Annotated in this window: 17 protein-coding genes and 4 pseudogenes; 14 read left to right on the forward strand and 7 right to left on the reverse strand. The window is 62.5% G+C overall.

What is annotated here, in order from left to right:
• Window positions 1-129: 129 nt before the first annotated feature.
• The 4 genes from ACNJX8_RS13385 (at window position 130) to ACNJX8_RS13400 (ending at window position 4,929) form a co-directional block, all read left to right on the forward strand.
• The gene (locus tag ACNJX8_RS13385) at window positions 130-1,488 is read left to right on the forward strand and encodes a histidine kinase (protein WP_439360960.1); all 1,359 of its coding nucleotides are present in this window, start codon (window positions 130-132) and stop codon (window positions 1,486-1,488) included.
• A gap of 163 nt (window positions 1,489-1,651) precedes the next feature.
• Window positions 1,652-4,123 carry a TonB-dependent receptor gene (locus ACNJX8_RS13390; protein ID WP_439360961.1) on the forward strand — a complete coding sequence of 824 codons (2,472 nt, stop codon included), beginning with the start codon at window positions 1,652-1,654 and terminating at the stop codon, window positions 4,121-4,123.
• A gap of 168 nt (window positions 4,124-4,291) precedes the next feature.
• Complete coding sequence (locus ACNJX8_RS13395) at window positions 4,292-4,459, forward strand: hypothetical protein (protein WP_164939438.1); 168 nt, start codon at window positions 4,292-4,294, stop codon at window positions 4,457-4,459.
• 62 nt (window positions 4,460-4,521) lie between these two features.
• Window positions 4,522-4,929: a hypothetical protein gene (locus tag ACNJX8_RS13400; protein ID WP_439360962.1), complete on the forward strand. Its 408-nt coding sequence runs from the start codon at window positions 4,522-4,524 to the stop codon at window positions 4,927-4,929.
• Between the two features lie 138 nt (window positions 4,930-5,067).
• Here the strand turns inward: ACNJX8_RS13400 and ACNJX8_RS13405 are convergent, their stop codons facing one another.
• A complete protein-coding gene (locus ACNJX8_RS13405) occupies window positions 5,068-6,537 on the reverse strand; it encodes a sulfatase-like hydrolase/transferase (RefSeq protein ID WP_439360963.1) in 1,470 nt (489 codons plus the stop codon).
• A gap of 218 nt (window positions 6,538-6,755) precedes the next feature.
• On the opposite strand from ACNJX8_RS13405, the gene ACNJX8_RS13410 reads away from it, so the two are divergent.
• The 3 genes and pseudogenes from ACNJX8_RS13410 to ACNJX8_RS13420 all read left to right on the forward strand — a co-directional run bounded on the left by ACNJX8_RS13410 (window position 6,756) and on the right by ACNJX8_RS13420 (window position 10,484).
• Window positions 6,756-8,219, forward strand: coding sequence for a GH1 family beta-glucosidase (locus ACNJX8_RS13410; RefSeq protein ID WP_439360964.1), 1,464 nt, complete (start codon window positions 6,756-6,758; stop codon window positions 8,217-8,219).
• A gap of 253 nt (window positions 8,220-8,472) precedes the next feature.
• Window positions 8,473-9,706, forward strand: a pseudogene (locus ACNJX8_RS13415) (acetyl-CoA C-acetyltransferase).
• Between the two features lie 475 nt (window positions 9,707-10,181).
• Window positions 10,182-10,484, forward strand: coding sequence for an HU family DNA-binding protein (locus tag ACNJX8_RS13420; protein ID WP_084805933.1), 303 nt, complete (start codon window positions 10,182-10,184; stop codon window positions 10,482-10,484).
• A gap of 233 nt (window positions 10,485-10,717) precedes the next feature.
• Here ACNJX8_RS13420 and lon read toward each other — a convergent pair whose 3' ends face one another.
• From lon to ACNJX8_RS13440, 4 genes are all read right to left on the reverse strand, one after another.
• A complete protein-coding gene (lon, locus tag ACNJX8_RS13425) occupies window positions 10,718-13,111 on the reverse strand; it encodes an endopeptidase La (RefSeq protein ID WP_439360965.1) in 2,394 nt (797 codons plus the stop codon).
• 8 nt (window positions 13,112-13,119) lie between these two features.
• On the reverse strand, window positions 13,120-13,503 hold the full coding sequence (locus ACNJX8_RS13430; protein WP_011088914.1) for an Hsp20/alpha crystallin family protein: 384 nt from the start codon (window positions 13,501-13,503) through the stop codon (window positions 13,120-13,122).
• 152 nt (window positions 13,504-13,655) lie between these two features.
• On the reverse strand, window positions 13,656-14,222 hold the full coding sequence (locus tag ACNJX8_RS13435; RefSeq protein ID WP_128932484.1) for a YciE/YciF ferroxidase family protein: 567 nt from the start codon (window positions 14,220-14,222) through the stop codon (window positions 13,656-13,658).
• Window positions 14,223-14,334: 112 nt separating this feature from the next.
• The gene (locus tag ACNJX8_RS13440; protein ID WP_439360966.1) at window positions 14,335-14,541 is read right to left on the reverse strand and encodes a hypothetical protein; all 207 of its coding nucleotides are present in this window, start codon (window positions 14,539-14,541) and stop codon (window positions 14,335-14,337) included.
• Between the two features lie 86 nt (window positions 14,542-14,627).
• Here ACNJX8_RS13440 and ACNJX8_RS13445 point away from each other — a divergent pair, with 86 nt between their 5' ends.
• The 3 genes and pseudogenes from ACNJX8_RS13445 to ACNJX8_RS13455 all read left to right on the forward strand — a co-directional run bounded on the left by ACNJX8_RS13445 (window position 14,628) and on the right by ACNJX8_RS13455 (window position 17,362).
• Complete coding sequence (locus ACNJX8_RS13445; protein ID WP_439360967.1) at window positions 14,628-15,257, forward strand: MarC family protein; 630 nt, start codon at window positions 14,628-14,630, stop codon at window positions 15,255-15,257.
• 164 nt (window positions 15,258-15,421) lie between these two features.
• Window positions 15,422-15,532 (forward strand): annotated as a pseudogene (locus ACNJX8_RS13450) (class II aldolase); the annotation flags it as partial.
• A 42-nt stretch (window positions 15,533-15,574) separates the two neighbouring features.
• Window positions 15,575-17,362, forward strand: coding sequence for a chloride channel protein (locus ACNJX8_RS13455; RefSeq protein WP_128945340.1), 1,788 nt, complete (start codon window positions 15,575-15,577; stop codon window positions 17,360-17,362).
• Window positions 17,363-17,373: 11 nt separating this feature from the next.
• Here the strand turns inward: ACNJX8_RS13455 and ACNJX8_RS13460 are convergent.
• Window positions 17,374-17,623 (reverse strand): annotated as a pseudogene (locus ACNJX8_RS13460) (DUF2798 domain-containing protein).
• A gap of 302 nt (window positions 17,624-17,925) precedes the next feature.
• Between ACNJX8_RS13460 and ACNJX8_RS13465 the strand changes: the two are divergent.
• Complete coding sequence (locus ACNJX8_RS13465) at window positions 17,926-18,333, forward strand: hypothetical protein (RefSeq protein ID WP_439360968.1); 408 nt, start codon at window positions 17,926-17,928, stop codon at window positions 18,331-18,333.
• Between the two features lie 2,288 nt (window positions 18,334-20,621).
• On the opposite strand, the pseudogene ACNJX8_RS13470 reads toward ACNJX8_RS13465, so the two are convergent.
• Window positions 20,622-20,928 (reverse strand): annotated as a pseudogene (locus ACNJX8_RS13470) (NYN domain-containing protein); the annotation flags it as partial.
• A 634-nt stretch (window positions 20,929-21,562) separates the two neighbouring features.
• Here ACNJX8_RS13470 and ACNJX8_RS13475 point away from each other — a divergent pair.
• The 3 genes from ACNJX8_RS13475 to galE all read left to right on the forward strand — a co-directional run bounded on the left by ACNJX8_RS13475 (window position 21,563) and on the right by galE (window position 24,135).
• Complete coding sequence (locus ACNJX8_RS13475) at window positions 21,563-21,709, forward strand: hypothetical protein (protein ID WP_439362076.1); 147 nt, start codon at window positions 21,563-21,565, stop codon at window positions 21,707-21,709.
• 363 nt (window positions 21,710-22,072) lie between these two features.
• Window positions 22,073-23,140, forward strand: a complete 1,068-nt coding sequence (locus ACNJX8_RS13480) for a UDP-glucuronic acid decarboxylase family protein (protein ID WP_439360969.1) — start codon at window positions 22,073-22,075, stop codon at window positions 23,138-23,140.
• Entirely contained in the window at window positions 23,137-24,135 is a 999-nt protein-coding gene (galE, locus tag ACNJX8_RS13485; RefSeq protein WP_439360970.1) for a UDP-glucose 4-epimerase GalE, read from the forward strand. Before ACNJX8_RS13480 ends, galE begins: the two co-directional genes overlap by 4 nt.
• Window positions 24,136-24,199 lie beyond the last annotated feature (64 nt).

Raw genomic sequence — 24,199 nt, forward strand, 5'->3', positions numbered from 1 at the left:
CGTCTTATGTCGCCTCATGCAACCCGGCCGGGATTGCTGTACGCTTCCGATTAGATATCCGCCGCTTCGCCTCTGTCAACGTCATCGGACAGGCGCGGGCAAAACCTTCGCGGGGCACGAGCGATACCAATGTGGCAAAACCTATCTTTGCGCGGGCGCATCAACCTGTTGCTGGCGCTGCTGCTGGCACTCGGGCTCGCCGTCAATATCGGCCGCCAGGTTGCGGAGGCGGGGCCGCGCGTGCAGGCCGAGGACCAGAGCGTGATCCGGCTCGCGCGCGAGTTCATCGAGATGATCGTTGCCGATCTCAACGAGGCGCCCGATCCGGATGCGAGATTGAACCAGATTGCGCGCGATCTCAGCCGTCTGCGCCATGTCAGCATCGCGCTACGGGATGCCGGCGGAAATCCGCTGACGCCGCCCCGGCCTGATGTCGACGCCGACACGCGCGGGCCGCCGGCCTGGTTCGTCAGCCTGGTTCATCCCGAGCAGAACGCGGTTAGCGTGCCCGTCTCGATCCATGGCAAGCCCGGCTCGCTCGTGATCACCTCGCATCCGAACGACGAAATGGCCGAAATCTGGGACAGCATCGTGACCCAGCTCGAGGTCGGCTCGGTCATCGCGGTCGTGCTGTTCCTGGTGATGATGAATGTGGTCGGCCGGGCGCTGGTGCCGCTCCAGTCGTTGGCCGAGACGATGGCCGAGATCGAGGGCGGGCATTATGACGCGCGGGTCACGCCGGGCGGCGCGCCCGAGCTCGCCGCGATCTGCGGCAAGCTCAATCATCTCGCAGCAGCGCTCGGCGAGGCGGTCGAGGACAAGCGGCGCCTTGCCGAGCGTGCGGTGTCGCTCCAGGACGTCGAGCGCAAGGAGATCGCGCGCGAGCTGCATGACGAGTTCGGGCCGTATCTGTTCTCGCTGCGCGCCCATGCCAGCGCGCTGGCGAAGCTGGCGGACGGACGTGCGCCGAGTGCGGAGGCCGTCCGCAAGCACGGCAGCGCCTTGCTGGAGCAGATCAATGCGCTCCAGCAGTTCACCCGCCGCGTGCTGGAGCGACTGCGGCCCGTCGGCCTCGCCGAGCTTGGCCTGCGCCAGGCGCTCGAATCGCTGTCGCGGCTATGGCGGGAGTCGCATCCCGAGGTCACGATCGAGACCTCGATTTCGCCCGCGCTGGACGCGACCGGCGAGACCGCCGACCTCACCATCTACCGCATCGTGCAGGAGGCGCTCACCAACGTGTTCCGCCATGCCGGCGCGACCTCGGTCAACGTCATCATTGAACCGGCGGTGCTGGCGACGCGCGATGGCCGCGTCTGCGCCCGGGTGAGGGTCAGCGACAATGGCCGCGGCATGGAGCCGGGTCAGAAGCTCGGTTTCGGCCTTGTCGGCATGCGCGAGCGGATCCTGGCGCTGGGCGGCACGCTCAATGTCGTCTCCGGCGAGAGCGGTTTGACCGTCGAGGCGTTGATTCCGACGGCGGCGGCCTGATCACGCCCGAGATCATCGGGAAGAATTCCCGATTTGGTCGGGAAAACGGGTGCGGATTTCTCCCGACCTTTTGTGGCTGGCGCACCCACTGCCGCTGATTACACTTGTCTCGACCAAACGGCGAAAATCAAAACAGCCGGTGGTCACGGATGGGAAGGCGGGGATGGGCAAGGGTCTTTCGTTCAAGCGTCGTTTGTTGATGGCCTCGGTGTCGACGGGGCTGATATCGGGTTTGGTCTTTGCAGGCCCTGCCGGGGCGGCGCAGGACGATGAGACCAACGTTCAGAACCTGCCGCCGGTCGAGGTGACCGCACCACCGCCATCGACGGCGAAGCGCACTGCGCCGTCGCGACCGGTCGCGCGCGTCGGGGCGCCGTCGTCCGCGAGCCCCAGGACACGCATTTACGTCTATCCGACCGCGCCGGGCACCGGCCGGGGTCTCGATGTCGACAAGGTCCCGTCGGCGATCAATGCCGTCGATGCCAGCCAGATCAGGCGCACCGGTTCGCTCAACGTCACCGATGCGCTGCGCGACAACATCGCCGGCGTCAATATCAGCGAAGTCACCGGCAATCCATTTCAGCCCGATGTCGAATTCCGCGGTTTCGTCGCATCGCCCGTGACCGGCACGCCGCAAGGCTTCGCCGTGTACCAAAACGGCGTCCGCATCAACGAAGCCTTCTCCGACGCCGTCAATTGGGACCTGATCCCAACCGCCGCGATCAGGTCGGTGACGCTGGTGACCAACAATCCCGCCTTCGGCCTCAACGCGCTGGGCGGCGCCATCAACCTGCAAATGAAGGACGGTTTCACCTATCAGGGTGCGGAGCTCGATGTCATGGGCGGCTCGTTCGGTCGCATCCAGGGCTCAGCACAATGGGGCAAGCAGGTCGACAAGAATTTTGGCGTCTATGCCGCGCTCGAAGGCCTGCACGACAACGGTTTCCGCAATTTCTCCCGATCGGACGTGCGGCGCTTCTACGGCGATGTCGGCTACAAGGCCGGCGACAGTGAATTCCACGCCAACATGGGCGTCGCCAAGAACGATTTCGGCGCCAGCGCCACCGTTCCGGCCGAGCTGCTCGACAAATATTGGGGCGCGACCTACACCACACCGCAGACCACGAGCAATCGCGTCGGCTATCTCAACCTCACCGGCAAGGTCGATGCGACGCCGACCTGGACGCTCGAAGGCACCGCCCATGTGCGCCGCTACGAGCAGAAGCTCGTCGATGGCAATCCGACCGATGTGCAGGAATGTGCCATTGCAGGGCTGCTGTGCTTCGGCGACGATACGACGCCGGCGAACGGCACGAACGGTCTTCAGCTCGCCAATCCCTTTGCCTCGGGAACCATCCTTGGCGAGATCGACCGGAGCACGATAAGGTCGACCACCCTCGGCGTGTCGGGACAGGCCACCAACACCGATCAACTGTTCGGCCACGACAACCGCTTCGTGATGGGCGCAACCTATGACGCCAGTGTCACGCGCTATACTGCGACCGCCGAGATCGGCTCGATCGGAGAAAACTACGTCGTCAGCGGCAGCGGCGTCTTCTTGGGAGCGACCGGCACGCCGGACCCGGTTGCCGGTCCGGTCTCGCTGCGGACCGTCAACCAGTATAACGGCATCTACGCGATGGATACGTTCAACGTCACGGACGCCTTCGCCATCACCGGCGGCGGCCGTTTCAACGTGGCGCGCATCACGCTGGAAGATCAGCTCGGGACCGACCTCAACGGCGACCACACTTTCACCCGGTTCAATCCGGTGGTTGGCGGCACCTACAAGATCACGCCCGAGTTGACCGCCTATGCCGGCTATTCCGAGGCCAACCGCGTGCCGACGCCGCTCGAGCTCGGTTGTGCCGATCCAGCCCGTCCCTGCCTGCTTGCGGCGTTTCTCGTCTCCGACCCGCCGCTGAAGCAGGTCGTGTCCAAGACAGTAGAAGCGGGCCTGCGCGGCACCAAGGAGCTGAACATCGGCACGCTCGGCTGGAAGATCGGCGGCTTCCGCGCCACCAACTATGACGACATTGTTGCGGTACCCGCCGTCGGGCGCACCGGCTTCGGCTATTTTTCCAATGTCGGCCGGACGCGCCGGCAGGGGTTCGAAGCCGAAGTCAACATCAAGTCTCCCACGCTCCAGTTTCAGGCGAGCTACGCCTTCCTCGACGCGCGCTTCCTTGATCCGCTGGAACTCGGCTCGGAGAGCCCGTTCAGGGATCCCGTCACCGAGACCATCCAGGTCTCGCCCGGCAACCAGATCCCCGCAATCCCGCGCCATCGCGTCAAGATCGGCGTCGACTACGCCGTGACCGACGTCTGGAAGGTTGGCGGCAACGCGCTGTTCGTCTCCAGCCAGTATCTGGTCGGCGACGAGTCGAACCAGTTCGCGAAGCTACCGTCCTACACGGTGTTCAATCTCCACACCTCCTATCAGGTCACGAAGAACGTCCAGCTCTACGGCCGCGTCGACAACGTCTTCGATAAGCGTTACGCGACCTACGGCCAGTTCTTCGACCGCGAAGCCTTGCCCAACTTCACCAATGGCGGCGCAGAGTTCACCGACCCGCGCTCGCTCAGCCCGGCACGGCCAAGGGCGTTCTATGCGGGCATGCGGGTGACGTTTTGAGTGTGACGAATTGCGCTACGGATATTTCGTCGGGCGCGCTCCGTTCCCTCTCCCACAACAGGAGGGAAGGAAAGACCTTTAACCGATCAGAAACCATAGAAAATGATCCGAAAATTTTAACGAAACTCCCCGGCCGTCTCTGCGTCGGTTCGTCGGAGGGCCCGTCTGATGACAGAGCACCAGTTGAAAGAGCAGGAATTCCAGATCGCGCGTTACAGGCGCCTGGAGCGGGAGGTGACAGATCCGCTCGCCGCGTGTCTGCTTCACAGCATCATCGAGGAGCTTGAAGCCGAGCTGCGCAAGGACAGACCGGATTGGCACGGGCCGCGCGATTAACGCTTTCTTAGCGCTAATGATGCGGACTATCCGCCTTAGGAATACCAGGGGAGACGGCTCCCATGCTGAAGGACGGCACCTACGCGGCTTGGTACAAGACGCCGCTCGACCAGGGTACCGGCATCGTCCATGTCGCAGACGGACAGATCTGGGGCCGCGACAGCCTGATGACGTATCATGGCTCCTGTCAGGTCGATGGAGATCGCTTCACCGCCACGGTATCGACGAAGCGTCATACCGATGGACGCGCAACGGTGTTCGGCAACGATGATGAGCTGACGCTGACCATCGAAGGAAACTGCCCCGGCAGGATCGCGACCTACACGGCGACCGCCGTACAAGTCCCGGGAATGATCCTCCAGGGCACGCTCATCCTGACCGAAAAGCAGCCACCGGCACCTGAACGAACCGAGCAGATGCCGGCGTTCAATCCCGACAAGCTGCCGAAATTGCCGAAGCGCTCGCGCTGAGCGAGGAGAGGCATCGCGCTGGCCTCCGATACCCGGGTTGATAGCGGCAAACGGCAGAGGGACAGCCTTGAGGGCGTGAAGCCACTATACAGATCTTCGAGGACGAGAGCGACAGACATGCGCAATACCACTGCTCGGTCATTGCGCACTTCGACTGCTATCCGCGTCGTCTGTCGATGCTCGCTGTTGGTTGCGGGCGTCCCGCATCGGCAGAGGAGACGCTCGCCGGGGCTGGAGCCTGTACCAAGCCACTTGACCGGGCTCGAATTGGGCGCGGTCATGTCTCGACCAGAACGGCGGGGCATGGTCGCCGACCACCAGGATGTCGGCCGGCGCCACGGCTGGGTCGCGAGCTATCTTTGCGACGACGGCAAATACGTCGTGCCAAAGTTCGGCCATCCTGCAAACCTTGGGTCGACCGAAGACGCCGCCGTCGGTCTCGCAATGAAAATCCGTCAGAGCTTGACCAGGCGCGACCGGAATATGGGTATTCAATGTGAGCCAATAGATGAAGCGTGGCTTGCCTTGCTTTCCCGCTTCGCGGGAGGCCGCGGAAATCACGGGCGCAAGATCCGCATCGCACGCGCCGGCGAAGGCACTGCCGCATACGCGGTTGGTCGTTCTGACCAGCTCGTCGCGGAAGAGTTCCTGGTCGAAGCCGATTGTCGGATACCACTGCTCACGCTCGAACATACCTCCAGCGAAGCCGTGGACGGCGATGTTGCTATACCCTCGAGCGGCCAGCAGATCCGGCAGGCAGGTGTTGGTGTCGTGCTGAACGTACTCTGTGTAGAATGTGCGCGTATTACATAGTTCCCGCATCTCGCCCGATGTCGTCGAACCGAAATAGACCGTTTTTCCGGAGGTGATGGTGTAGTCCCTGGTCAGACTTTGATCATACAGGGGTTCTGCTATGCGCGTTCGGGCGTTCTGGTCCTTCAGGTAGCCCAAGCTCTCGACGATCACCAGGACGACGTTGTTTCCGTCGGCCCCTGCTGCCTGCCTAAAACCCGACACCTCCGCAGCGGATTGGATCGGCTCGTTGCGTCCCATCGTGGAGCCGAAATGGTAGTGTGGCGACGCGTTGCTGACATAGTCCATCACGCCGAACGCCTGTGCCAAGAAGAAGAGAACCGGTATGTTCGCATTTATAAGCATGGCGCGCGGCCTTAAGCATGCCAGGCTTAGGCCCGTGGTCATGACGAGTGTGACGATCAAAGCGAAATAAAGCGGTGAGGCGAAGAAATTGATGCGCCTCGCGTGGTCGACAGCTGCCATTAGGTCACTCAGCCCGATGCCGAACATGAGAGACAACGTTTGCACAATGTCGAAGGTGAGCACGGCAAGAAACAGCGCGACCGTGAGCATGAAGGGAATACGCCGCGCCAGGATGGCAATGCTGGCATAGAGAGCGATGGCGATGGTCCGCGGCGGCAAGCCGATATCGACCAATGAAGCCATCGTTGCGAGCGAGATTAGGTTTGGTATCAGCAGCCCGCCCGCGAGGAGCCGCACGTTGGGCGAATTGAGCGTGTCAAGGAACGTGGACCACTTTTCACGACCTTGCGCGGCCCGCCGCGGATTGCCGGGAATTGACGACGGAGGCATTCTCGCAACCAAAAAGGGACTGTTTTTTCTGAGTGCAGCCTATAGGCGAGACCTGAAGCTTAGATTAATTGCGCTGCGGAAAAGGCGTTGAATGAGTTAACTATGGGGAGGCGGCCCCGGCTTGCCGACTTTCCAGGACGTCGAAGCCGGACATAATGCCTGAGCGTCCGCGACGAAGCTCGGGCGTCTCGCCCAAACCATCCCAGGAGGCAGCATCAATGTCGGACAAGGTCTCGCGTCGCCAATTCGCGAAAATCGCGGGGCTGTCCGCAGCCGGAATGGCAAATCCCGTTGGGGCCGTCGAGGTCAACCCGGCACCGCCGCCGCGCGCCGGCACCGGCTTTCCGGCGGGTTTTGTCTGGGGCACGGCGACCTCGTCTTATCAGGTCGAGGGCGCGGTCAACGAGGATGGGCGAGGGGCTTCGATCTGGGACAAGTTCGTGCGCATCCCCGGCAAGATCGAGGACGGCACTACCGGCGACCGCGCCAATGAGCATTATCGCCGCTACAAGGAGGATATCGCGCTCATCAAGGAGCTCGGCTGCAAGGCCTACCGCTTTTCGGTCGCCTGGCCGCGGGTGTTTCCGGATGGCGATGGCAAGCCGAACCCGAAAGGGCTCGACTTCTACAACCGGCTCGTCGACGAGCTCCTCAGGAACGGCATCGAGCCGTGGCTGACGCTCTATCATTGGGACCTGCCGCAATCGCTCCAGGATCGCTTCGGCGGCTGGCGCTCGACCGAGACCTGCAAGATCTTCGGCGACTACGCGGCCTATGTCGCCGCGCATCTGACCGATCGGGTCAAGAACGTGTTCACGCTGAACGAGAGCGGCCGCTTCGTTTATTTCGGTTACGGCATTGGCATCGACGCGCCGGGCCTGACGCTGCCGCAGGCCGAGCTCAACCAGATCAGGCACAACAGCGCGCTCGCGCACGGGCTCGCGGTGCAGGCCGTGCGCGCCCATGGCCGCCACGGCACCAGGGTGGGACCGGCCGAGAACATCGATGCCTGCGCGCCCGCGATCGACACGCCGGAGAACGTCCGCGCCGCTGAGATCGCGCTACGCGAGATGAATGGCGGCTATCTCAACGTCATCATGACCGGGCAGTATACCGACGCCTTCCTGAAGTTCGCCGGGCCCAACGCGCCGAAATACACCGATGCGGAGCTGAAGATCATCTCCTCGCCGGTTGATTTCCTCGGCCTCAACATCTACGCGCCGCAGAACTACGTGGTGGCTTCCGACCAGGGTGCCGGCTTCATGCCGCTGCCGATCCCGAAATCGTTCCCGCACATGAATTCGGACTGGCTGCGCGTCGGACCCGAGACGATCTATTGGGTGCCAAAGCTGGCTGCCAAGATCTGGAAGACGGACGCGATCTATATCAGCGAGAACGGCACCTCCGGCGACGACGTCGTGAGGCCCGACGGCAAGATCTACGACACCGACCGCATTATGTATCTGCGCAACTATCTCGCCCAACTCCAGCGTGCCACCAGTGAGGGCGTGCCGGTGCGCGGCTACTTCCTCTGGAGCCTGATGGATAATTTCGAATGGGTGTACGGGCTGAACAAGCGCTTCGGCCTCTACCACGTCAATTTCGACACCCAGGTCCGCACCCCAAAGCTCAGCGCCAGCTTCTATCGCAACGTGATCGCGACCAACGCGGCGGGGGTGTGATCTCTTCGCCTCTGCCCGCCTGCGGGGAGAGGCCCGGAATTTGCGACAGCCAATTCCGGGTGAGGGGGACTCTCCGCGAGTCCATCTGCCACCGTCCTTGCTGAAGCTCCCCCTCACCTGGATTTTCCGCTGCGCGTAAAATCCAGCCTCTCCCCGCACGCGGGGAGAGGCTGGACGAGCCACCACGCATTGACTCACCTGTCCCCCTGATTCACAACGCCTCTCAACACCCATCAACAAGAGGACAACGCCAATGGTTGACGCGCTGATCATCGATGCCTGCCGCACCCCACGCGGCATTCGGCAAGGCCGGCAAGGGAGCGCTCTCGGGGATTCATCCGCAGCAGCTCGGCGCAACCGTGCTGCGCGCGCTCGCCGACCGCACCGGCATCGACACCGCCGATGTCGACGACATCGTCTGGGGCTGCAGCGCGCAGGTCGCAACGCAAAGCGGCGATCTCGGCCGGATGTCGGCGCTCGATGCCGGCTATGACGTGCGCGCGAGTGCCGTGACGCTCGACCGCTTCTGCGGCTCCGGCATCACCAGCGTCAGCATGGCCGCAAGCTCGATCATGGCGGGCGCGGAAGACCTCGTCATCGCCGGCGGCTGCGAGATGATGTCGATGGAGGGACGCCGTGGCGGCGGTCCGATGATGATGGATAGCGGCAATCTGCGCCTGCGCGCGCGGCACCCGCAGTCGCATCAGGGCGTCTGTGCGGACGCGATCGCGACGCTGGAAGGCATCACGCGGCAGGATGTCGACGCGCTCGGCCTCGAAAGCCAGAAACGTGCCGCGCATGCGATGGCAAATGGTCACTTCAAGAAGAGCCTCGTCCCCGTCCACCGCGAGGACGGCAGCCTTGCGCTCGACCATGAAGAATATCCGCGCCCGCAGACCACGATGGAGGGCCTCAGCAACCTGAAGCCGGCGTTCCCCGCCATCGCCGACTATGCGCTCGATGACAAGGGCACGACCTATCGCGGCCTGATCCTGCAAAAATATCCGGACCTGAAGATCGACTTCGTGCACCACGCCGGCAACTCGTCCGGCGTCGTCGACGGCGCCGCCGCGATCCTGCTGGCATCGCCGGCTTACGCCAAGGCGCATGGCCTCAAGCCGCGCGCCCGCGTGGTGGCGATGGCCAACATGGGGGACTCGCCGACCCTGATGCTGAACGCGCCGGTACCGGCGACGCGCAAGGTGCTGGCGAAGGCGGGGCTGACCGTCGACGACATCGACCTGTTCGAGATCAACGAGGCCTTTGCTGTGGTTGCGGAAAAATACATCCGTGATCTCGAGCTCGACCGCGCCAAGGTCAACGTCAATGGCGGCTCGATCGCGCTCGGCCATCCCATCGGCGCGACCGGCGCGATCCTGATCGGCACCGTGCTCGACGAGCTCGAACGGCGCGACCTCAAGCGCGGTCTCGTCACCATGTGCGCGGCCGGCGGCATGGCGCCGGCGGTCATCATCGAGCGCATCTAGCTTCACACTCTCTCACCTCTCCCCGCTTGCGGGGAGAGGTCGGATTGCATCGTCAGATGCAATCCGGGCGAGGGGGGCTCTCCGTGCGTCCGACTATCACCTTGAGCGCGGAAGCAGCCCCTCACCCCAACCCGCTCCCCGTAAGAATGGGGAGAGGGAGAGCAACTGCGATGGCGGCAACACAACAATCTAGCCCTTATTTTTCAGGGTGAATCGCGACCGGCCTCCGCCAAAGAGGCCGGTCGTCGCTTGTCGAAAGCATCGAATCAGCTTTAGCAAGGTGGCTTGCGGGCCTTTGAAACAAGGCAAAAACCGCTGCCTGAGGCTCCTTTCGCTCCGGAAGCAGCTAAAATGCAGGGTTTTTTGTCACGGAGGGCCAAAAAAGCCCGTAAAATCGCGATAAAACTGTGCAGAAGGCTATAGGCCTTCGCCGCTTGGTCTAATATGCAACCGGCAACGAATCAGAGGAGACACGATGCCAACCCAAATGTCCAAATCGCAGCTGATCGAAAAGATTGCGACCGCCACCGAGCTTTCCAAGCGTGACGTCAAGAGCGTCATGGAGACGCTGACCGACGTCGGTCACAAGGAGCTCAAGAAGAACGGCCTGTTCCTGGTGCCGGGCTTCGCCAAGTTCGTGGTCATCAAGAAGCCCGCCACCAAGGCGCGCAAGGGCACCAACCCGTTCACGGGTGAAGAGATGATGTTCAAGGCCAAGCCGGCCCGGAAGATCGTCCGCGCCCGCCCGGTCAAGGCTGCCAAGGACGCCGTGGCCTGACAACGCAAAGGCCCCCTCGGGTAGGAGGGGGCCTTTTATTTGGGGCTGCCGCGAGGGCTCGAGACGGAGGGCTTAACCCTTGCGGCACTTCACCCGGACCGGGACCGGCTGAAGCCGCGGTCCTGGCGCCGCCAGCGCATCGCGAACCCGATCGATGGCGCGATCGAGCAGCTGGCGCAGCCGCTGCGTTTTCCGTGATCGCTTCGCTCTTTCCAGCAATCCGCTCATCGCATTCACTCCGCCGCCTCGACCTTGGCATCAGCCGGCTCGAGCGCCGCGGCGATGGCTTCGTCCACGCGTTCCAGCCAGATGAATTCGAGGTTGTCCCGCGCGCTCTTCGGGATGTCGTCGTAATCCCGCTTGTTGCGCGCCGGCAGCATCACCCGCTTCAATCCGGCAGCGGCCGCAGCCACCACCTTCTCCTTGATGCCGCCGACCGGCAGCACCAGGCCGCGCAGCGAGATCTCGCCGGTCATCGCGGTGTCGCTGCGCACCGTGCGATTGGTGAGTAGCGACGTCAGCGCCGTGAACATCGCAACGCCCGCGCTCGGCCCGTCCTTCGGGGTCGCTCCCGCGGGAACGTGAACGTGGATGTCGCTCTTCTCGAACAGCTGCGGATCGATGCCGAGCTGGGTGGCTCGGCTCTTCACCAGCGTCAGCGCAGCTTGCACGCTCTCGCGCATGACGTCGCCGAGCTGACCGGTCAGGATCAGCCCGCCCTTGCCGGGGACGCGCGTCGCCTCGATGAACAGGATGTCGCCGCCGACCGGCGTCCAGGCGAGACCGGTGGCGACGCCGGGAACGCTGGTGCGCAGCGCGATCTCGCCCTCGAAGCGCGGCTGGCCGAGCACGATGGCGATGTCTTTCGGGCCCACCACGACCTTTGCGGTCGTGCCCTCGGCGACCTGCACCGCGGCATGCCGGAACACCTTGCCGATCTCGCGCTCGAGGTTACGCACGCCGGCCTCGCGGGTGTAGCCCTTGACGATCAGCTTCAGGGCCTCCGGCTCGATCTCGGCCTGTTCGGCCGAGAGGCCGTTGGCCTCCAGCTGGCGCCGCACCAGGTAGCGTCGTGCGATCTCCAGCTTCTCCTCCTCGGTGTAGCCGGCGAGGCTGATCAGCTCCATGCGGTCGAGCAGCGGACCCGGGATCTGGTCCAGCATGTTGGCGGTCGCAATGAATACCACGCGCGACAGGTCGAAGGGCACGCCCAGGTAATTGTCCCGGAAGGTCCCGTTCTGCTCGGGGTCGAGCACCTCCAGCATCGCGGCGGAAGGATCGCCCTGCACACCGCGGCCCATCTTGTCGATCTCGTCCAGCATCATCACGCAGTTGCGGGCGCCCGCCTTCTTGATGCCCTGGATGATGTTGCCGGGCAGCGCGCCGATATAGGTGCGCCGGTGGCCGCGGATCTCCGCCTCGTCATGCACGCCGCCGAGGCTGACGCGTACGAAGGGACGATCCATCGCGCGTGCGATGGATTGGCCGAGCGAGGTCTTGCCAACGCCGGGAGGGCCGACGAAGCATAGGATCGGCGCCTTGCCCTGCGGGGCGAGCTTGCGCACCGCCAGATATTCGATGATCCGGCTCTTGATCTTCTCCAGGCCGAAATGGTCGGCATCGAGGATGCGGCGCGCCTCCTTGATGTCGATCGGCTTCTCCGCGGGCAGCGCCCAGGGCAGCTCGATCAGCCAGTCGAGATAGGTGCGGACCATGCCGGCTTCGCCGGCGGCCTCCGGCATGCGCTCGTAGCGGCGCAGCTCCTTCTTGGCGTGCGCATCCGCCTCGGGCGGCATGTTGGCCTTGGCGATGGCAGCCGTCAGCTCGGCGACCTCGGCCGCCTTGCCGTCGCCTTCGCCGAGCTGGCGCTGGATCGTCGCCATCTGCTCGCGCAGGATCGCCTCGCGCTGCCGCTCGTCGAAACTGGCGCGGGTCTTCTGGCCGATTTCGTTGCTGATGCGCAGCACCTCCAGCCGTTCGGCCAGGTGCTTCGACACCTTCTCGACGCGCAAGGCGAGGTCGATGGTCTCCAGCACCTCCTGCTTGTCCTGCGGCTTGATGTCCATGAACGAGGTCGCCAGGTCCGCCAGCGCGCCGGGCGCGCTGGTGCCCTGGAACATCGCTGCCAGCTCGGGCGGGGCCTGCGGCAGCAGCTCGATCGCCTCGATGGCCAGGCGCTGCAGGTTCAGCGCGCGCGCCTCGATCTCGGGCGAGGTCGTGGTCGGCTCGGGGATCTGCTGGATGCGGGCAGCCGGGAAAGGCGTACCGGGCAGGAAGTCGAGGATGCGCGCGCGCTGCACGCCCTGGCAGACGATGTGGTGAGTGCCGTCGGGCGCGGTGATGTAGCGCACGATATTGGCGATGGTCGCGACCCGGTAGAGGTCGTCCGGACCGGGCTCCTCGATCTCGGGGCTGCGTTGCAGCACGATGCCGACCGGCCGCTGCTCGCGCAGCGCCTGCTGTGCGGCGGCGATGGACTTTGCCCGGCCGATCGAAATCGGCGCGATCGCGCCGGGGAACAGCACCATCTCGCGCACGGGGATCACGATCAGCGCGTCTTCGGGGACCTTCACGTCGGAATTGTTTTGGGAATTGGTCTGGGCGTTATTCATCTGTTCGGTGGCCATGATCGACCTCAGGATTTGGCGAGGCGCAGCGCAACGCAGCCGTCCATCACGAAGCGGCTGATGGCGTAGCGGCCAAGGGGGAGCGCGATGCGCCGCTCGAAGCGGCCCTGCGGTAGCTCGAGCCGGTGGATGCGGGCGTTGCGAAGCTCCGGCGGAAGGGTGCGCTGGCCGGAGATGACGAGCGCGCCGTCATGGATCACCGTCTCGACATTGTCCGGATTGACGCCGGGAAGCGCGACCAGGATCAGGAGCTCATGCTCGGTTTCGAGCACGTCGATCGGCGGCTCCCAGCAGGCTTCCTGGCGGCCGAACTGCTGGCGCAGCCGTTCGGCGCGGGTCAGCGAGTCCAGGGCTTCGGACAGCATCCAGTCGAGGGGATTTTTGGGTTGCATGATGCAGACTCGGCGGTGGGAAAGGCTGCATATGGGGCGGGTTCCGCGGAAATCCAGCCCGACGACGCGGGCGTGCCATGCGCCATCGTGTGATCCCGAACAGGCAAACGCCGCGGCCCGGACCGCGGCGTCTTTCCTTGCGCGCGTGCGGCTTAGGCCGCCGCGCGGTACTCGTCTTCCGCTTCGAGGTTGATCACGGACGTCGCTAGCTCGGTCAGCGTGTGGTCGGTCGCCTCTTCCTCGTCCAACGTCTCCTGGAGCAGCCTCGCCGCATCCTGCATGCCGAGCTCCTCGGCCCAGGTCCGCAGCGTGCCGTAGCGGGAGATTTCGTAGTGCTCCACGGCTTGCGCCGCCGCGAGCAGACCGGCGTCGAGGGCAGGCGCGTTCTTGAATTCCTTCATGATCTCGGCGCCCTCGTCGGTAATGCCGTTGATGGCCTCGCAAGTCTTGCCACGTGCGGGCTTGCCCAGCATCTTGAAGACCTGGTCGAGACGTTTGACCTGGCCCTGGGTCTCGCGCAGATGCTTGTTGAAGGCCGCCGCAAGATCCTTCGAATGCGCAGCCTTGGCCATCTTCGGCAGCGTCTTGATGATCTTGTTCTCCGCGAAATAGATGTCCTTCAGCGTCTCCAGGAACAGGTCGCTGAGCATCTTCGGCGCCTGACGCGGTCGGCGCGCGGCGGTCTTCTTGGTTGTGCGTTTCTTCGCTCGTTTAGCCATACGTCCTCCTCTTGAGGTCACATCGAAGGCGTCGCCTCCCTCAATCCTCAGGCGATCAAAGCCCTTCGAAAAACGAAAGTTCCAAACTGCAACCGGCGCTCACGGCGATCTCTCAGGTTGGATGCTTGTAGGGGTCCTCCTGCCGTTGCCGGGCATTGGTGTTACGGTCGAGCTGCGCGCGTTCGCTGCGCCGCAGGCGTCCGGCCTTCATCACGCCGTAGACGAGGACCGCACCGAGCAGGAAGGCTCCAATGAACCAGAGCCAGAGCAGGTTGGCCGAGAGATGGCCGAGCAGCATTCCGATTCCACTGTCGCTCATTGATCGTCTCCAGTGATTTCCAAAATGGTTCTGCCGGGCTAAGTCAGTCCGCCTGCCATCGTTCCTTCCGCGGAGCCCCCCGAGACATGATCGATTTCGCCCTGTCGGCCTTCGTGACGCTGCTGCTGGTGGTCGATCCCGTCGGCCTTGCGCCGGCCTTTCTGGCCGCCACCGCCGGCATGCCCGACAAGATCAAGCGAACGGTCGCGTTGCGGGCGCCGCTGATCGCTGCCTCGATCCTGGTCGTGATCGCGCTGGTCGGAAACGGCCTGCTCCGCCAGCTCGGGATCGGCATTCCCGCCTTCCAGATTGCCGGCGGGCTGCTGCTATTCGGTGTCTCGTACCAGATGATCTTCGGTGACCGTCCGCATCGCGAGGCCCGGGAGGCCGACAAGGCGACATCCGAGCATGCCTCAGATGTCGCGGTGTTTCCGCTCGCCATTCCCATGATGGCCGGCCCAGGCGCGATCGCGACCACGCTGCTGCTGCTGGCGGGCGATGCCGGTTATGGGGCGAGGCTCGTGATCATCATCGCCGTGGTGCTCTCAGTCTGCCTGCTCTGCATGCTGTGCTTCGTCTCCGCGAGCCTGATCGCCCGCACTCTCGGGCGCACCGGAAATGCCGTGCTCTCGCGCGTGCTGGGCATGCTGCTCGCCGCCTATTCGGTGCAGTTCGTCATCAACGGCATTGCAGCCGTTCGGGCGAGCCTGTCGTAGAAGTGCGACCATTTGCTAATTTATTGATTTTACGGTTCATTTCGAGAAGCCGCGGATCCGTCGGCAAGATGGCGCCCGATCAGGTCGCTTTCGCTTGCACTGCGACATTGCTTTGCCGTACTTCCCCTCTGACGTTCATCGCCAAGAAGCCGAGAAGAAGAGAGATGTCGATGACAGCGGACGAGCTCGACAAGAGACAGGCCATCATCGACGCCTGCCGCCGCATGAATGCGCTCGGCATCTACCAGGGCACCTCTGGCAATATCAGCGTCCGCATGGCCGGCTACGGCCTGTCGGAAGGGTAGGGCGGGCAGAAGGTGTTCGTTCGAATCAGACATCTGATCGATAGCAAGAGAACGAACCGCACCATGGTTCGGCTGCGTGCCCTGCTGCGCAGCAACGAGTTCTACCTGATCCCGCTTGCGCTCGTGATCGGCACGCTGGCGGGCGCGATCGTGACGCTGATGGCCGAGATCGCCCAGATCGCGCACGTCGTGATCTACGGCATCCCCATCGATGTTCGCCTCTCGTCCAATGCGAGCGTCAGTCCCTGGGCGGCGCTGATTGCGCCGGCGCTCGGCGGGCTTTCGCTCGGCATCATGGAATGGTCGCGGCGGCGCATGAAGATCTCGAACGCGGTCGACCCGATCGAGGCCAACGCGCTGCGCGGCGGCAATCTCTCGATGCGCGACAGCCTGGTGGTGTCGAGCCAGACCTTGATCTCCAACGGCTGCGGCGCTTCGGTCGGCCTCGAAGCCGGCTATACCCAGATCGGCTCGGGTATCGCCGCGCTGCTCGGCAAGTTCTTCAATCTCCGCCGCAACGATATGCGCCTGATGGTCGGCTGCGGCGCTGCCGCCGCGATCGCGGCGGCGTTCGGCGCGCCGATCACCGGCGCCTTCTACGCCTGCGAGCTGATCGTCGGCGTCTATTCGGTCGGCAGTGCCGCCCCGATCCTGGCGGCCTCGCTCGCCGGCGCTCTCACCGCGCAATGGCTGGGCGGCGCGCCGTACTCGCTGGAGATACCGAAGGTCAGCGCCGTCGGTGTCGAGCAGTACCTGGCCCTGATCGGGCTCGCCCTCGTCACCAGCGGCGTCGGCATCGCCGTGATGCGCTCCTCGCCGACGTTCGAGCGCCTGTTCGCCTGGATGCCGGTCTGGCTGCGTCCGGTGATCGGCGGTCTCATCGTCGGCGGCTTCGCGATTGTCACGCCGCAGGTGCTGGCCGCCGGCCACGGCGCCATGGTGCTCGATCTCTTTCACGACATGACGATCGGCTTGATCGCGCTGATCATCGCCCTGAAGGTGACGGCCTGCCTGGTCTCGCTCGCCTCGGGCTTCCGTGGCGGCCTGTTCTTCGCCTCGCTGTTCGTCGGCAGCCTGATCGGAAAGTTCTTTGCCGCGCTGCTGCTCTTGATCAGCCCGAACTTCGTGATCGATCCGCTGGTCGCGATGCTGACCGGCATGGCGACGCTCGGCGTCGCCATCGTCGGCGGCCCCTTGACCATGTCGTTCCTCGTGCTCGAGATGACGCGCAATGTCGACGTCACCGCCGTGGTGCTGGCCGGTTGCATCGTCACCTCGATCTGCGTCCGCTTCATGTTCGGCCACTCCTTCTCGACCTGGCGCCTGCACCTGCGCGGCGAGACCATCCGCAGCGCCAACGACGTCGGCTGGCTGCGCAATCTCACCGTCGAGCGGCTGATGCGCTCGGACGTCGGCAAGGTACCGTCGACCACGACGATCGCGGCCGTGCGCCGCGAATTCGCGCTGGGGTCGCGGCCCGGTATCGTCATCGTCAATAATGCGGACGAATATGTCGGCCTCGTCCTGCTGCCCGACCTGTTCTCCAGCGATCTCGACACCATCGCCGACGAAATCCAGGTGATCGAGCTCGCCCGCCTGATCGACATCGTGCTGATCCCGGAAATGAACGTGAAGTCGGCGATGGCGGTGTTCGACGAGGCCGAAGCCGAGATGCTGGCGGTGGTCGATTCCACCGACAGCCGCAAGGTGGTCGGCTTCCTCACCGAGAACTTCGCGCGCCGCCGCTATGTCGAGGAGATCGACAAGGCGACGCGCGGCGTGCTGGGGGCGCTGTCGTAGGGGCGCTCCGGCTATTGGCCTGGTTGAGGTGGGGCGGCGACGAGGCAGGCCACGATCCGGCGGACCAGCGGTAGCACCATGAGCAGCGTCGGGAAAGCGACGAGCCATGACAGCCCCCAGGCGCCGGGCCAGGAACGCCGGCGTTGCGCCGAGGCTTCGCAGCGTCGAAATGACCGACACCACCGCCGTCATGAGGATCGACAGCACGAATGGCATCACGATCGGCGCATAGCGCGCCGGCAGTTTACGAACCGCAATCATCTGATTTCTTTCGAGGAAAAGGACGCGTCGATCACGGTGAACCTTCGAAAATGGCATCGATTCCGACGGCGTCGGTTGATGCGTTGGTTCACGTGACACGCTTACGGCGACCGAAAAACGGCGCGGCCGTTCATTATCCGCTCAGGTTGGATGGTTCAAGCTCGATCTGATCGTTCGGTTTACAATCGTTCAAGGCTTGGCAGATCGCCGCGATCACGAAACCATTTCAGTGGTTTGCGAGTTACGTGTCGTTGCTTATGTCGCTTTGGCGAGAACAGAGGCGAGAATAGAGGAAGGTCAAAATGAGTGAAGGGCCGATGATTTCCGCAGCCCGCCGCAACATGGTCCTGGCCGCGTTCGCAAGCCTCGCAATGGTCGCAGCCCCCGTATCGCCCTCGGCAGCGGCATCCTCAGCAACGGCCAAGACGGTGTCCGCAAAGGGTGTCGCGGCAGGGCAGGGCTCCTCTGACGTCACTGATTTCAGCGCTGCCCGTCGCCGCCATTACTATCGACGCGGGCCAAACGCCGCAGGTCTCGCCTTCATGGGCATGGCGGCCGGTCTGATCGGAGGCGCGATCGCCGAGAGCCAGCGCCGCGAGTACTATGAGAACCGCTATTATTATGGCCCAGGTCCTTACTACGGCGGCCCCGGCTATTACGGCGGCGGTCCTTATTACGGCGGCCCGCGCTACTATTATCAGCCATATTAAGCGGTCGTTTTCGTCTTAAGCGGTCATTTTCGCCCAAAAAGGGGTGGTGCTTTTGCACCGCCCCTTTTTGCTGTGTCGCCCCTTAGTCAATTCCAGCTCGCAAAAATATTCAGCTTTACCGAAATTCGGATTCGTCGTATGTATCGCCCATCCCGGCTCACCGTTGAGGGGCGATCATATATCGTGATGATCGTAGAGTCGGGCTTGCGGTGGACGCGGCAGCGTCGGGCGCGAGGCTAAGGGCAAGCGGATTGCTCTCCGTGAGTCCTAAAGTTTCGTGCGGACGGACGGCGCTGTCAGGTTCGTCGCCCCAGCATTTCGATGGCAACGTGCACAACGCCGTCGAACCCTGTGGCGCCATCGAGCCGTGCGTACGGCAAAACCGTGTGGTCCTTTCTGCAAGCAGTTTTTCGGGGCTGTGGAAAGCGGCGTAAGTCGCTGTAACGTCGCCGCGAGGAGCGACCAGGATGCCATCGAGGCCGGAGAAGTTGCGGGGGCGAGTTGCCGGGACGTCCCAAGCATTCCGCGTGCGGCGGAGGTACCGCAGGTTGGGGCGCAGCAGTATTGAAGATATCCGCAAGAGGATTGGAGGATGCAGGCGCCGACGAAAGAGTTCCAACAAAAACCTAACCAGCAAAGCAAAATCGCAAACCGGACATCGAAGACTCCCGATGTTGCGCCCCGCCCGGCATGACCCTTCGCACCGACATAGGCGGCCATGCGGCTCAAATCTGGCGGGGCGATGGATTCATTGTGCTTCTGACGTGAGATCCGGGCCCGAATGCAAGTCCGGTCCAGCAGCTCGCGGTTGCAAAAGGCAGTCCCGCCGTCATGTGGTCGAGCTCCCGGGCGACCAGCAGAGATCACGCCTTTGGTTTCTTGCGCGATCTACTGCTGTCTTATTCGTGCTGAGGTGCATCGGCCGTTAAGGGTTGGTTTAGTTCCCGGCATGATCATTGGGGACCACAAGGGACCCGAGCATGCAATTGCACCATGCCAATACCTTGGAAATGATCAAGAAGGTCGCGGATCAGGGCGGTGGCGAGGTCGCGAAGTGGCTCGTCACTCTCGACCAATCAAATTTCTCGACCTCCAATCGAGATGAGGTCCTGGCGCTATTGGCGCCAAGCGGCCATCCAAAACGCACCATTTGGCTCGTCGCAGTCGCATTGGCTGGAGGCTTTGGATTGGGATGGGCTGGGGCTTGGTATGGTCCCGCAACTATCTCGGTTCTCAATCCAATTGCTCACATAGAAACAGCTTCGCGCCGTATGCCGGACACAAAGTCAGGTGGTAAGGCCGAAAGCGTCCGAAAGATAGTATCAGCATCAGGCTCGCGAACGCCGCCCGGTTTAGGTCAGCCCTCCACAGTCAGCGCGAACCTTGCTCCGAAGCCTCTGGCCAAAGCGTCGAGTGGGGCGCAATCGGCGGAAGCATCGAACCCAGCTTCTTCGGTTGTCGAGGCGGACATGTCTGTGACCGGCTCACTCGAGCCTGCGGGGCCGCTCTTGTCGGTCCCCGAGACAAGACCAACGACTATTGTGGGTTGGGCAGTCCTTGATGTTCGCGGCGGAACGGCGGTGCTCGAAGGGCCCGATGGAATTCGAATGGCAGCACGGGGCGACGTGGTCCCCGGCATCGGACGAGTTGATTCTGTCGTGCGTTGGGGCAACCGCTGGATAGTTGCGACACCTCGCGGATTGATCTCGACGCGGTAGATGTGAACGCTTGCATCCCATCTATTCGTGCTGTCACCGACATCCGGCTACCGTCTCACGGGCAAGAATCAAATTGGTGCGCCCCTCGAAACAGGAGGCGTCTGGACGGCGACCTACGTGACTGAGGGTGGCAAGCTCAAGATTCGTTGTTGTCGGCGATGCCCAAGCCTCCGGCTCCGAAGTAGGGGTACCTCTTGTTCGACGCGCCGAACACGGCGCTTTTGCATGCGGTCCTCGATGAGGTCTGCGAGAGCGTTTCGCGGTGCGAGATCGGCGTGCGCACGCCCGTCGCCTCGAAGATTTTGGAAGCCCCCCTTTCGCGGGCGCCGAGCAGCGGTGCTGACCGAAGGGAGTGGAGGTGAATTTTCAGGTCCGGGCCTGTTTCCAGATGAGAGTTGGCATGGACATAGCTTGCAATCGCTCGGGTCGATCTTGAGTAAGCTGCGTCTCCACGATGGCGACGCTCATATCGAGCAAGTTCGCGAACCGGACATCAGGCGGCCCCGCGTTCCTTCTCGGGGTGCGGGAGCCGGCCAGACAGCTGGAGCCTCCAAGACGCTGACGCGACATTCAGCGATCGCATTCATCATCATCGCCGCGCGGTAGGGTCTGGCGCTGCTGCCCACGCGCCTCGCCGCGTTCGCGTGCAATCGACGCTCGGACGGATCGCGACCGACCTTCGCCTGCAGCTCCGCTAGATCGATAAACACGTCTGGCTGACGGCGCAGTTCATCGGCGACCAACGGCGGTTGGTGGCGATGGTCGAGACCACCGCGACGCGGACGCCGCGCCGCTGCACCGCAGCAACCATAGGTCGAAAATCGCCGTCGCCGGAGAACAGGATCATCTCATCGATCTGTCCGACCGCGAGCTCGATGATGGCATACAGATTGGCGCCACTGATGAAGAGCGCGATCTTGCTTGCCGTGGAGGACAATCTGACCCGGGTCGAATGGTCCCGACATGGAGAGGTGCGCCTCCCTACACGCGTCTGGTTTACCGATCTTAAAGTTGAGGTTGGGGCGGCGTTGAAGCCCTAGCCGCTCACTCGTGCTTTGGGTCTTCCAGGAATCCGAACTCCGACGGTGAGAAGCTACCTTTGTTTGTTTGAGCTTACAAACATTTCTCATGAATACTTGACCCCTGCGCTGCCAAGCAAAGACGATTCCATGTACGATGGACTCCCTTCGAAACCCGCCTGAGAAGACGCAGCCGGTCATGCAGGCGGTACCTGTTCACGACCTCGGCTCCGGAATTGTTACGCGCAGCGCTTTGGCAGACGGAGGTTGACAACAAGCTGGAATGCTGTGGGTTGCTCGACCGGCATGTCTGCCTGATTGCCGCCCTTTTAATCCGAACGACGTAAGTAGCAAGAAAGGCTGTCGCCGATCTCTGCCTGTGCCACGTCCATCGACCGCGGCGGTATCGATCGAGACAGTCGCAATGCCGGAATCTGCCACCCCGTCGTTAGCTTTGCAGGCGACGACTCGGTGCCGTTGAGGTTTACTGGCGTGCTGCTGAACGAAGCATCGGCATTCAGCATGAAGCTTCCTGCCCGTGAAGGTCCGGAAACCATCGCAGCCCTCAACAAGCTGATTTCAACGCCGCTGTCGTTGGCCAACACGTTGCCGCTGGCGAACGAGTATCCTCTGCAGTAGTAAAACTGTTGTCAGCCGCAACCGGCGCGTCGTTCATCGTATTTACCGTGATCGTCACCGTCGATGTTGGAATCGGCCGTCCGACCGTGCGTGGCGCAGATCCATGTTGCACCTCGTTTCAACCTATCGCTTCAATCCGCTATAAGATCAACGTCTGTTGTGCTGGTGCGCCACTGTTCAAATTCTTGAAGCGTGACTAGTCATGTCGCCGATGCAGGCCAAGGCGGCGCTCATTCGACACAAAACGGCCATCGTCGGCAACAAGGTTAATATTACGGCGGTCTTAGAGATGGCTGCCGTCGTTCGAAAGTAACGACAGCCGAGCATCGGAATAACTTACATTATTACAGACAGCAGAGTTTCATGCCGACGATAGATCGTTGGTTGGAAGTCAAACAAGTGTGGGAGTATCTGAAACCGCATTTGTGGAGACCGTGTATTGCGTTAGGAGGTAAATCATTGTTTGCGCGAAGGAAGCGGATTCTGGTAACGGGCGGCGCTGGCTTCCTGGGTTCGCACTTATGCGAACAGCTGATTGGCGCGGGGAGCGAAGTTCTGTGTGTCGATAATTTCTACACTGGCGTGAAAGAAAACCTAGGTGCGCTGTTGGGTTCACCTCAGCTCGAAATCATCCGGCACGACATTACGTTTCCCCTCTATGTGGAAGTCGATGAGATATTCAATCTGGCGTGCCCTGCCAGTCCGATTTACTATCAGCACGATCCCGTTCAAACGACCAAGACGAGCGTGCACGGCTCGATCAACATGCTTGGACTGGCGAAGAGAATACGGGCAAAGATTCTCCAGGCATCGACCTCGGAAGTCTACGGCGATCCCGAGACTCATCCACAGGATGAGACCTATTGGGGCAGGGTTAATCCAATCGGGCCGCGCTCGTGCTACGACGAGGGGAAGCGTTGCGCTGAAACACTGTTTTTCGACTATCGGCGCCAACATAACCTTTCGATAAAAGTTGCTCGCATTTTCAACACCTATGGTCCGCGAATGCGGCCCTACGACGGACGCGTCGTTTCGAACTTCATTGTGCAGGCGCTCACCAATCAGCCGATTACGATTTACGGCGATGGCAAGCAGACGCGCTCATTTTGCTACGTTGACGACATGATTGACGGTCTCGTCAGGCTTATGAATACGAGCGACGGCGTTGTCGGTCCGATGAATATCGGAAACCCTGCCGAGATCACGATGGTGGAGCTGGCCGCGCTGGTAATCGAACTCACAGGGTCCAGATCCGAGATCAACTTCAAGCCGCTTCCGATCGATGACCCAAGGCAGCGCCAGCCTAACATCAAGATGGCACGAGATACGTTGAGATGGGCTCCAACTGTTCCTTTGCGAGATGGCCTGGACAAGACCATTGCGTTTTTCGAGACGTTGATGATTGCGCGCGGTGCGGGTGCGGCGAGATGAACAAGACCGTTCTGGTCACCGGCGGTGCCGGCTACGTCGGCTCGCATTGCTGCAAGGCGTTTGCGACGGCGGGTTGGAACGTCGTGACGCTCGACAATCTTTCTCGGGGCTGGCGCGATGCGGTGCGCTGGGGACCGTTGGTCGAGTGCGATATTCGCAATTCAGCCGGCGTGCGCGCAGTGCTGGACACCTATAAGCCAGACCTCGTCGCGCACTTTGCGGCGCTGGCTTATGTCGGCGAATCCGTGGCTGATCCCGCCATCTATTACGATAATAACACGAGAGGAACGCTTGCCCTCCTGGAGGCAATGCGAGCGGCCGGCTGTTCGCGCGTGCTCTTTTCCAGCACGTGTGCCAGTTACGGAGTTCCCAAGCACACCCCGATAGACGAAACACATCCGCAGGCGCCGATTAATCCCTATGGATGGTCCAAAATGATCATTGAGCGCATGCTGGAGGACTTTGGTCGCGCGTACGAGATGTCGTCGGTTTCGCTGCGCTATTTCAACGCGGCGGGCTGTGATCCTGACGGCGAGATCGGTGAGCGCCATGAACCGGAGACGCATGCCATTCCGCTGGCGATCGAAGCGGTGCGCCGACCCGATCGGCCTTTCACTATTCTGGGAACGGACTTTCCGACGCCGGATGGCAGTGCAATCAGGGACTATATCCACGTTAACGACCTGGCGCAGGCGCACCTTCTCGCAGGTGACATGCTGGTGGCTCGAGGCGGTACTCATGTTTTCAATCTCGGTACGGGGGTTGGCACGAGTGTGCTCGAACTAGTGGAGGCCGTGAAGCGTGTCTCCGGAAACGACCCGGTCGTCCGCCGCGGCCCACGCCGCTCAGGGGACCCGCCCACGCTCGTCGCCTCCTTTGCCAAAGCCAAGCGGGAGCTCGGTTGGAGCCCGCGGCAATCAGAAATCGATTTCATTATCGAGACTGCACTCAGGTGGAGCGATAGCAATCCGCCGGCATATTTCGCACGACGATGATCGATACCCCATTCGCAGGAATTGGATTGGGAAGAGGCGTGACGCACGTCTCCGTGAGGTCGGC

The sequence above is a fragment of the Bradyrhizobium sp. SPXBL-04 genome (genome assembly GCF_051853035.1).
GTDB classification, from domain to species: domain Bacteria; phylum Pseudomonadota; class Alphaproteobacteria; order Rhizobiales; family Xanthobacteraceae; genus Bradyrhizobium; species Bradyrhizobium zhanjiangense.